Below are 4,898 nucleotides of genomic sequence, written 5' to 3' on the forward strand. Positions count from 1 at the left end.
CATGGCCGACCGCGTGGTGCTCATGCACCAGGGCCGCATCGAGCAGCAGGGCTCGCCCGAGCAGCTCTATGCCCAGCCCGTGAGCCAGTTCGCGGCCGGTTTCGTGGGCCGCATGAACCTGCTGCCGGCCACGGCCGAGGGGGCGGACCAGGTGCGCATCGGCGAAGCCAGCCTGCGCTGTGCGCTGGCCGGCTTCGAGCGTGGCGACGCGCTGCTGGTCGGCGTGCGTCCGGAAAGCGTGGTGCTGCACCCGGCCCAGCCCACGGCGTTGCCCAACCTGTTGCGCGCCCGCGTGGTGGAGACCTCCTTCCTCGGATCGATGGCCCTGGTGCGCCTGTACAGCCCCACGCTGCAATGCCAGGTTGACGCCCAGTGGCCCCTGCGCCACGACGTGGGCCTGCCCGACTGGCTGCAGGGCGAGGTGCTGATGGAACTGCCCGCCGCTGCGCTGCAGCCGTTGGCGGCGCCCGACGCGAGGAAGGCCGCATGAGCGCGCATCCCATGGACACGGCCATTTCCGTGCCCGTGCCGGTGGGCCGCTCCGCTTGCGCCCGCCGCAGCGCGCCTGCAGGGCCCGTGCGTCCGCAGGGGCGCAGCGCAGGCTGGGAGCGCTGGTGGCTGGGCGCCCTGGTGCTGGGCGCACTGGCCTGGCTGCTGGCCACCATCGCCCTGCCGGTGGCCAGCCTGCTGGGCAGGAGTTTCTGGGACGACACGGGCCGCTTCACGGGCCTGGCCCAGTTCATCACCTATGCGCGCATGCCGGGCGTGGCGCAATCGCTGTTCAACAGCCTGTGGCTGTCGGCCGTGAGCAGCACGGTCTGCGTGCTGCTGGCCTATGTCTATGCCTATGGCGTGGTGCGCAGCTGCATGCCGCTGGCGCGCTGGTTCCGCGCGCTGGCCCTGGTGCCGCTGCTGGCGCCTTCGCTGCTCATGGCCATCAGCCTGATCTACCTGTTCGGCAGCCAGGGCCTGCTCAAGGGCTGGCTGCAGGGGGGCTCGGCCTACGGGCCCTTCGGCATCATCGTGGGCTCGGTGCTCTGGACCTTTCCGCATGCGCTGATGATCCTGTGCACCACGCTGGCCTCGGGCGATGCGCGCCTGTACGAGGCGGCCGCCACGCTGGGCGCCAGCCGCTGGCGCAGCTTCCGCCAGGTCACGCTGCCGGCCAGCCGCTACGGGCTGATGATTTCGTGGATCGTGGTCTTCGTGCTCGTGGTGACCGACTTCGGCGTGCCCAAGGTCATTGGCGGCAACACAGCCATGCTGGCCACCGACATCTACAAGCAGGTCATCGGCCAGCAAAACCTGTCCATGGGTGCGGTGGTGGCCATGCTGCTGCTGGTGCCGGCCGGCCTGGCCTTTGCGGCCGAGCGCCATTTGCGTGCGCGCCAGGCGGCCACCATGGGCGTGCGCTCCGTGCCGCTGGTGCCCCAGCCCCATGCGCCGCTGGACCGCGCGCTGTTCGCCTACTGCGCGCTGGTGGCGCTGGCGCTGCTGGCCGTCATGGGCACGGCCGTGCTGGCCTCCTTGGTCAGCTACTGGCCGTACAACCTCACGCTGACATTCAAGAACTACCGCTTCGACATGATGGACGGCGGCGGCTGGGCCAGCTATGGCAACTCGCTGTCCATGGCGCTGGCCACGGCCGTGCTGGGCGCGGTGCTGAGCTTTGTGACCGCCTACCTGGTGGCCAAGCCCGTACGCTGGGCGCGCACGCGCCAGTGGCTGCATGCCGTGGCCACGCTGCCCATGGCCGTGCCGGGGCTGGCGCTGGGCCTGGGCTACATCCTGTTCTTCAATGCCCAGGGCAATCCGCTGCACTTCCTGTACGGCAGCATGGCCATCCTGGTGCTGTGTTCGGTGGCGCATTTCTTCTCGGTGGCGCACATCACGCAACTGGCCGCGCTGCAGCAGCTCGATGCCGAGTACGAGCGCGTGGCCGATTCCATGGGCGTGGCCTTCTGGACGCTGCTGTGGCGCGTGCACCTGCCGGTATGCCTGCCCGTGGTCATGCAGGTGGCCGGCTATTTCTTCGTCAACGCCATGACCACGGTGTCGGCCGTGGTGTTCCTGTACTCGCCCGAGACCACGCTGGCTTCGGTGGCCGTGCTGGCCATGGACGACGCGGGCGACACCGCGCCGGCCGCCGCCATGGCCACGCTGATCTTTGCCACGGCCGCTGCGGGCCGGCTGCTGATCGCGGCGCTGGATGCCTGGGTGCAGCGGCGCACGCAGCGCTGGCGCCAGCGCTGACTTTTTTCCTTTCCCTCTCCTCTGTTTTCTCCCATGAAGAACTACGACCTGATCGTGGTGGGGGCCGGCATTGTCGGCCTGGCCCACGCCTATGCGGCTGCGCGCCGTGGCCGCAGCGTGCTCGTCATCGAGCGCGACGCGGCCTGCATCTCCGCCTCCATCCGCAATTTCGGCTTTGTCACTGTCACGGGGCAGCAGGCGGGCGCCCACTGGCAGCGGGCCATGCGTTCGCGCGATACCTGGGCCGAGATCGCGCCGCAGGCCGGCATCGAGGTCGTGCACCGCGGCCTGTGGCTGACGGCGCGCCGGGCCAGCGCCGAGGCCGTGCTCCACGCCTTCCTGAGCACCTCCATGGGCGAGCGCTGCGAGCTGCTCACGCCGGCCCAGGCCGCCGAACGCCACCCGGCACTGCGCACCGAAGACCTCAGCGCCGTGCTCTACAGCCCGCATGAGCTGCGCGTGGAGTCGCGCACAGCCATTGCCAGGTTGGCGCAGTGGCTGGAGCAGGCCATGGGCGTGGATTTCCGCTTTGGCGAGGCCGTGCTCGAGGTGGCAGCACCCCGGGTGCGCAGCGCCCGCGCCAGCTACCACGGCGAACGCGTGGTGGTCTGCAACAACGCCGACCCGGGCGGCCTGTTCGCCGGCCTGTGGACGCCGCACCGCATCCAGCTGTGCCAGCTGCAGATGCTGCGCGTGCGGCCGCAGCCGGGCTTGCAGCTCAAGGGCTCGGTCATGGGGGACCTGAGCATGGTCAGATACGAGGGCTACAGCGCCCTGCCCGAAGCCGCCGCGCTGCGCGCCGAACTGGAGAGGGAGGAGGGCGAGAGCCTGGCCCACGGCATCCACCTGATCGCCGTGCAAAGCGCCGACGGCAGCCTGGTGGTGGGCGACTCCCACCACTACGGCGCAGCGCCCCAGCCCTTTGCCAGCGAAGCCGTGGACCGGCTGATGCTGCGCCACATGAACGAGGCCCTGCACCTGCGCGATGCGCAGGTGGTAGAGCGCTGGGTGGGCGTCTACCCGAGTGCGCAGGACGCGCCCTGCGTGGTGCATGCGCCCGACGAGGCCACGCGCGTGGTGGCGGTCACCGGAGGTTCCGGCGCGAGCACCGCCTTCGGGCTTGCCGAAGAGGTCTGGAGCGCGTGGTGAGCGGCAGCTGGCCTACTGTCCGAACATCACCCACAGCAGCGCCAGCACCATGATCGTGGCCAGCACGGCCAGCGTGATCTTGAGGGCGCTGTAGGGGCGCTCGCCCGCGATCTGGCCCGTGTAGCCGTTGGCGATGATCTGAAAGGTCCTGCTGCCGTAGGTGTAGCCCACCAGCCAGACCGGCACGAGGATGTGCTTGAAGGTGCGGCCCTGGTACTCGCGCTGCATCTGCAGGTTGCGGTAGGTGTCGCCGGGCACCTGGCGCGCGCACAGGGCGCGCAGCTGCTCGTCCATGTCCTGCACGTTGACCTGGGCGGCCTTGCCCAGGTCGATCTGGTAGCGCTCCACCGTCCAGCCGCGCACGAACTCGGGCGTGTAGGGCTTGAGGTCGGTGGTGGTGGGAAAGGGCTCCACCTGGCGCAGCAGGTTGGCGTGCACGCCCACGGTGCCGGGCACCAGCTCGTCGTCGAAGAAATGGGCGAGGCTGCCCGAGGCCGGCTCCCAGCGCACATGGCGCACCTGGCGCGTCTGCACGTTGCCGTTGCTGTCGCGGTAGGACTCGGTGGTGTAGTAGTAGAAGCCCGCCTCGGCCTGCCAGTCGGCGCTGGCGTGGGCGTCGAAGGTCCAGTAGGGCAGGTAGACGCCGTGCAGCGTGTCGGTCAGCGCGGCGGATTTCAGGCGGTTGGGCGCGAACCAGCGGCTGCCGTACCACTGGCGTATGCGGTCGCGGATCTGGCCGTCGCTGATCTTGAAGGGCAGGATGCTCTGCGGCGTGATGGCATCGCCCTGGCCCTCGTGGGCCACGATGGAGGGCGAGCCGCAGAAGTCGCAGCGCTGGGCCACGGTGCGGTTCACGAAGACCGAGATGGCACGACAGTTCTGGCACTGGACCTCGTAGCGGTCCTCCGTACCCCAGCCCCGGCCGGACTTTGGGTTGCGCAGCGCCTCGGCCAGGTCCTGCTCGACCACATCGCGGCCCAGTTCCTCGCGCGTTTCCTCGCTCCAGGGCACCGTGGTGCCGCAGTACGGGCACTTGAGCGCCTGGGCCTGGGCATTCCATTCGAGGTTGGCGCCGCATTCGGGGCAGGGGTGCTTGCGCACCATGGCCGGCGCGGCGGCAGCGGCCTCCCAGGAACCGGAGGCGGGGGAAGTCGAGGTGCTGGAGGAACTGGAGGAGGGCGCGCTCACGGCATCGGTCCTGGAAAACGGGACGCGGCGCCAGGCAGGGCCTGGCGCCGCAAGGGGTCAAACCACGGAAATGTCAGCCGCGCAGGAACTCATCGAGTGCGGCTTGCGCAATGCGCCACTGGCTGCCGATCTGGCGCGCCTTGAGGTTGCCGGCCTGGATCTCGGCCAGCACATCGGCCTCGCTGACACCCAGCACCTGGGCCGCCTGTGCCGGAGTCAGCACCTGCAGGCCACCGGCGGCGGGTGCTGCCGGCGCCTGGGCGGCCTGGGCGGCGGCAGGCGAGAACGGGTCGGAGGCCTGGCCGGCC

Annotated in this window: 5 protein-coding genes; 3 read left to right on the forward strand and 2 right to left on the reverse strand. The window is 70.1% G+C overall.

The window, feature by feature from the left end; translation table 11 throughout:
* The 3 genes from L995_RS06480 to L995_RS06490 form a co-directional block, all read left to right on the forward strand.
* Window positions 1-490 (forward strand): TOBE domain-containing protein (locus tag L995_RS06480; protein ID WP_047470344.1); only part of this gene is annotated, 490 nt, incomplete at its 5' end.
* Complete coding sequence (locus L995_RS06485) at window positions 487-2,253, forward strand: putative 2-aminoethylphosphonate ABC transporter permease subunit (protein ID WP_047326219.1); 1,767 nt, start codon at window positions 487-489, stop codon at window positions 2,251-2,253. The genes L995_RS06480 and L995_RS06485, both read left to right, overlap by 4 nt.
* Before the next feature lie 33 nt (window positions 2,254-2,286).
* Window positions 2,287-3,402 (forward strand): TIGR03364 family FAD-dependent oxidoreductase, encoded by a 1,116-nt coding sequence (locus L995_RS06490; RefSeq protein ID WP_047470349.1) that lies wholly within the window; start codon window positions 2,287-2,289, stop codon window positions 3,400-3,402.
* A gap of 12 nt (window positions 3,403-3,414) precedes the next feature.
* Here L995_RS06490 and L995_RS06495 read toward each other — a convergent pair whose 3' ends face one another.
* Together L995_RS06495 and L995_RS06500 are read right to left on the reverse strand one after the other, a co-directional pair.
* Entirely contained in the window at window positions 3,415-4,590 is a 1,176-nt protein-coding gene (locus L995_RS06495) for a zinc ribbon domain-containing protein (protein ID WP_034365104.1), read from the reverse strand.
* Between the two features lie 73 nt (window positions 4,591-4,663).
* Window positions 4,664-4,898: helix-turn-helix domain-containing protein (locus L995_RS06500; protein WP_047470353.1), on the reverse strand; the 235-nt coding region annotated here is incomplete at its 5' end.

It is taken from the genome of Delftia sp. ZNC0008 (assembly GCF_000799035.1).
Lineage (GTDB): Bacteria > Pseudomonadota > Gammaproteobacteria > Burkholderiales > Burkholderiaceae_C > Comamonas > Comamonas tsuruhatensis.